Source organism: Corallococcus sp. AB032C (assembly GCF_003668935.1).
GTDB classification, from domain to species: Bacteria; Myxococcota; Myxococcia; order Myxococcales; family Myxococcaceae; genus Corallococcus; species Corallococcus exiguus.
Map to the genome: position 1 here is coordinate 43,862 of NZ_RAWP01000025.1, position 4,875 is coordinate 48,736.

Annotated in this window: 6 protein-coding genes; 5 read left to right on the forward strand and 1 reads right to left on the reverse strand. The window is 65.9% G+C overall.

Features of this window, described 5'->3' with window-relative positions:
- Nucleotides 1–106: 106 nt before the first annotated feature.
- The 4 genes from D7X99_RS13830 (at nt 107) to D7X99_RS42310 (ending at nt 2,262) form a co-directional block, all read left to right on the forward strand.
- Entirely contained in the window at nt 107–304 is a 198-nt protein-coding gene (locus tag D7X99_RS13830; RefSeq protein ID WP_121778215.1) for a hypothetical protein, read from the forward strand.
- Nucleotides 305–484: 180 nt separating this feature from the next.
- Complete coding sequence (locus D7X99_RS13835; protein WP_121778216.1) at nt 485–1,108, forward strand: hypothetical protein; 624 nt, start codon at nt 485–487, stop codon at nt 1,106–1,108.
- A 90-nt stretch (nt 1,109–1,198) separates the two neighbouring features.
- Nucleotides 1,199–1,723, forward strand: coding sequence for a hypothetical protein (locus D7X99_RS13840; RefSeq protein ID WP_147476148.1), 525 nt, complete (start codon nt 1,199–1,201; stop codon nt 1,721–1,723).
- 122 nt (nt 1,724–1,845) lie between these two features.
- Nucleotides 1,846–2,262 (forward strand): hypothetical protein, encoded by a 417-nt coding sequence (locus D7X99_RS42310; protein WP_147476149.1) that lies wholly within the window; start codon nt 1,846–1,848, stop codon nt 2,260–2,262.
- 471 nt (nt 2,263–2,733) lie between these two features.
- Here D7X99_RS42310 and D7X99_RS13845 read toward each other — a convergent pair whose 3' ends face one another.
- A complete protein-coding gene (locus D7X99_RS13845) occupies nt 2,734–3,687 on the reverse strand; it encodes a peptidylprolyl isomerase (protein ID WP_158627004.1) in 954 nt (317 codons plus the stop codon).
- Between the two features lie 259 nt (nt 3,688–3,946).
- Here D7X99_RS13845 and D7X99_RS13850 point away from each other — a divergent pair, with 259 nt between their 5' ends.
- A complete protein-coding gene (locus D7X99_RS13850) occupies nt 3,947–4,780 on the forward strand; it encodes a peptidyl-prolyl cis-trans isomerase (protein ID WP_158627005.1) in 834 nt (277 codons plus the stop codon).
- Nucleotides 4,781–4,875 lie beyond the last annotated feature (95 nt).

Consider the following 4,875-nt stretch of genomic DNA (forward strand, 5'->3'; position numbering starts at 1 on the left):
CCCGGTGTGACGGAAAGACAGACGAACAGGCCTGCGTCGCATGTTTCAGGGAAGGCGGAACCGGGGGCGCCTTGCGGCGTCCGGAGGCTGCGTTACCCCTGAAGACATGACCGAAGTCCACTCCCAGACCCGTGAGTACACCCTCCCCGAGGGCTGCCCCGTGTGCGAGTCGGACCTGCCGGTGCGGGTCACCGCGACCGGTCCGAACGCCGTCTGTACGCACTGCGGCTGGATGGGGCGCCCGTTCATCACGGTGACGTACGACGGCCTGCGCGTGTCGTACGGCGACGCCGCGCGGGCTTGAGGGCCGCATCCGCCTATCAGACTTGCGAAGGGGGCAGGAAGTCCGCGCCACACCCATGGAGCGGCCCTCTCCGCGATCCGACGTCACGTGTCCGTGTGGAGGGTGCTCCTGCACCCTTCGCGGCATGGTGCCGGGCGTGTATGGAGGTGGGAGGTGATGTCCCGAGCAGGGGTGCTCCCAATGCGACCGGTGTCCTTCCCTGTAGCGATTACCTATGACGATGAAGACTGGGTCGTAACGTTCGCTGCGACCCGGGAAGAACTCCGGCCGCTTGGCGAGCCCGGCTTCATCGAGGAGGACTCGCTGTGCACCGCGGGAGGCCGGGAATTTCACTGGGCCTTCGAATTGGAGGGGGGGCTTCGGTTCATGCTGCGCTGGAGTGCAGCGATGAAGTATTCGGTAGTCATCGCGGATCCTCCGGACCCGTCCGCGGTCGTCGCCGCGCTTCGTACCCTGGGCATGAGTATCGAGTTCGTGACGCGGGAGCTGCCGGAGGACCGTCATCTCCGGCGCAGGGTGGCGCGCAACTGTGTCTGGCTCTTCACGGGGGAGGGCGCCGTCCAGGTGACCGTGGTCTTCTCCCGGAAGGCCCTGGCGGACGTGTGGCTGGCGGAGAAACACCTTTCCGGAGAGCTTGTCGCGTACCCGCTGGACACCTCCGTCTACGAAGCAGAAAGGCGCTGGGGGAAACCGGAGGTTCCCGAGCTGAGGCCTGAAGGCATCCAGCGGTTCGTCGGACAGGTGTCCGAGCGCTACGCATATCGGGATGGGAAGCCAGTGAACCCAGGCGCGCCATCCCCGTGAGCGAAGGTGCCGCCGCCGTCCGGATTGAGAGCAACTGCGCAAATGTTACTCAAGTGGCTCTGGCAGTGGTGGGCGGGAAGAGTGGAGCGCGTGAGTCCAATCGAACGACTCAAGTGTGCTTCGCGACTCCTGCCGGAAGAGGCGTTCCTGATCGAGGGACTGCACTACACTCGGTCCGAGGTGGAGAAGTGGCTGGAGCTACAGGAGTACGAGGTTCTGGTCATCGTCTTGGGCAGCATCGGGGACCATTACGAGTCGGAGCGGGCGTCGCTTCCTGGCGAGTACTGGGAGGAGCTGCGCCAAGCGGCTCAGGAACTTGGCTACTCTGAAATCCTGGCGGCATACCTGTCCGGTTCTCAGCCGCAGGCAGACTCCGGTGTCGTGTCTGGGCTCGTGGGGCAGGGGCGGTTCATTGTTGCAGACGAGGCTGGGGATTATGTTGCCATGCGAGACTCGGGGCGTACGCCGGTCGAGATTGGGGCTGAGGCGGTTCGCCTCGGCGCTTCCAGAATTGATGCGGTTCGACTTCTGCGTGGGTTGTTTGGATTTGACCTTCGACGTGCGATGTCTGTCTATTCCGAAGTAGAGGCGGCCGTGCGCGATAAGCGCGTCTAGGGTCCGGCCAGATGCCGCTGGTAAGGGACGAACGCATGCGAATCCCGGGTGTGGAGTTCCAGTGCGGCGTGTGTGGCGCCTGGTCTGGGGATAATGAGGCGTGCTCCGCCTGTGGCGCCAAGATGCTCCCTGACGATTCTCTGGACGGGATTTTTGTACCCGGCCTTGAGCACATGCCACCGGAACAGCGGGATGCGGCCATCCGGCGAGCAGAGGAGTCTCAGGAGCGATGGATTGAGCGGTTCCGCCATGAGCAGCAGCTTCGTCAAACCGAACCGGACTATCCCGCTGATGATCGGACGCGCCTGTGGGTGCCTACGCATCGGGTTCAGGAAGACGATGCGGCGAAGGGAATCCTCCTGATGGTCTTGCCCAATGGTCAATCCTTCACTCGGGAGAGCTGGGAGGTCTACCGCGCCAGCCCCGTGCAGTGGTCGATGTACTTCAATTCGCCTTGGGTGTTCTGGCATGGCGTTTGGTATCTGCATGGCAGCGCAGTGCCAGCGGGGACTGTCGCCGAGCTTGCGCGTCACGGATGACGCCGTCAGGTGCTCCTCCAGCACCTTCCATGCGTAGGCCGGACCTTTTCAGCGAAGAGCAAGCACACGTAAGTCAGCCAGGGCGACATGCGTCCAGTTCGCACGCATGAGGCCGCAGTCCCGGGGGCCCTGGCGTATCCAGTCCAGAAGGGTGGCCAGTTCCTCCGGGATGGAGGGCATCTTTCCCGGCGCCCACTGAATCTTCAGCCCTTCCACCCCCTCAGCTCGGTAGCGAGCCAGGGAGCGCTGGATGTTGCGCGTCCGTGATGCCCAGGTCCGCGGCAATCTGCCGCTGAGGACAGCCCCTGGTCGTCATCAGCACCGCCTAGCACCTCTCACGCAAGCGGCGGGCCTCCGTCGCGCGGAAGCACGCCTCCAGCTCGCCCTCTGCTCCTCACTCAGCCCCAGTCGACTCAGGCATGTTCAACCCGCGACCACCGACGGATTCATCCGAGCCGTGAATCAGGTTGTCTATCGCGGCGCCGCCTCGGCCTGCCCCGGTCCGGGCGCGGGCTTCACGCCTGCCTCCGGATTCACCTTCGCGAGGACGTCCTCGTTCACGTCCACCTTCGTCTGGGTCCGCAGCTTCTCGACCAGGGCCTCCAGCGCCTTGGCCCGGCGCTCCGCTCCCAGGCGTTGCATGATGCGAGGCTTTGCCTGTTCGAACGTCTGCTCATGCCCCACCTGACGTGCCTGCAACATCAGGAGATGGACGCCCGCATCGGTTTCGACGGGGGCTGACAGCTGGCCCACCGCCTTCATGTTCCACGCGGACTCCGCCAGCGCCTCGCCTCCCAGGGCCGTCAATTCCTCTCGCGTATGGAAGCCCAGGTCTCCACCCTGTGCCTGGGTCGCCGTGTCCTGGGAGTGCGCACGCACCGCCGTGTCGAACGCGCGCGGCACATTGCTTTCCTTGCGCACCTCCGTCGCCAGCTTCACTGCCTGCGTCAGCGCCTTCTGCCGCTCCGGCGTGCCCCGGGGCGCCTTCAACACGAGCTGGCTGATCCGGACGCGCTCCGGCTTCACGAACTCCGCGAGATTGGCGTCGTAGAAGGCTTTCGCGTCCGCGTCGCTCACCACCGCCTCTGCGGACTCCGTCTGGGATTTCACCAGCTGCTGCACCATCACCTTCTCAAGCATCGCCCGGACCTCGGGGTCCGACTCCAGCCCGCGGCGCTTCGCCTCCTGGACCAGCAGTTCAAAGCGAACAAGATTGTCTAGAAATTCCTTCTTCTTCTCCGGAGTTCCGTAGCGCGCCCGGACAAAGGCAGGCTGTTCCGCCAGCTTCGCCTCCAGCTCCGCCTGGGTGATTTTCGTCTCCCCCACGCGGGCTACGACAGAATCCGTCACTGCCGGGGTCGAGGCTGACTTCTCCTTGCCGCAGGCACTCACTCCCAGGGACAGCCCCAACACTGCCAGTCCCATCCACCTGAACTTCCGACCCATTGAAATCTCCACGGTCCAGCTGCCCCCGGACGCGGTGCCCGCGCCATTGAATGTCACTCTGTCCGTTATCCTACAGCTGCTTGTGATCAACGGTCGAACTGGAGTATTTCCAGTCGCCTCGGGCAAGCGGACATTGGACGGCATGGGACATCAGCGGGGCTCTGGAGTTTGGCTGTCAATTTCCTCGCTGCTCTTGTCCCTGGCGTGCGGCCGGGCAGGCACCCCCGAGCCCGTCTCCATGGCTGGCACGGCTCCCGTCGTGGCGCGCTTCGATGGCGGCGTGGTGACCCAGGACGAGGTCCTGCGCGAGAGCCAGCGGCTTCCGCCCAACCTTCGCGAACGTTTCGAGACCGGTCCGGGACGTCAGGAATTCATTCGTTCCCTGGTTGATAAGCGATTGCTGTTCCAGGAGGCCACTCGCCGGGGCATTCCCCAGGGCGAGGAGATCCGCCGCCAGGTGCGGGAGCTGGAAGAGCGGCTGAGCATCCAGGCCCTCCTCGCCCAGGAAGAGAAGGCCGCTGCCGCCCCCACGGAGGCGGAGGCGCGGGCCTTCTATGAGGGCCACCTCGAACGCTTCGCGCAGCCGGAGCGGCTCCGCCTGGCCCGGGCGTGGGTGATGGTCCCTTCGGGCAGCGGTCGCCCGGTCTGGGAGCAGGCACGCCAGCGCGCCGAGTCCCTGCGAAAGCGGCTGCTCGCGGGCGAGCCGGTGGCGAAGGTCGCGGCCTCGGGGGATGGCCCGGAGCGTGCGCGAGGCGGGGAGTGGGGGCTGCTGGCGCGGGGCGAGTTCGGGAACGCGGAGCTCGAAAAGGCCGCGTTGGCGCTGACCCGCCCGGGTGCCGTCTCCGCGGTGGTGCAGGACGCGACGGGTGTGGGCGTGCTGGTGCTGCAGGAGCGCCGTCCCGCGCGCGTGCCTCCCTTCGAGGAGGTTCGCGAAGCGGTGGCCGGGCAGATGGCGCCGGGGGCCCAGCGGCGCGTGTTCGAGCAGCTCCTGACGCGGCTTCGGGCCGCGTCGTCCGTCCAGTTGTCGGACGGGACCGGATCCCCGGCGGGGACTCCGGACGTGAAGCCTTGATGGGGTGTGGTGGGTGGCGGGGCCTTGCCTTCGGGCAGACGCTCCGGGTCGAGCGGTCTTCGTTGGAATGAGGGGGAGCGGTGCTCCTTGAAAAC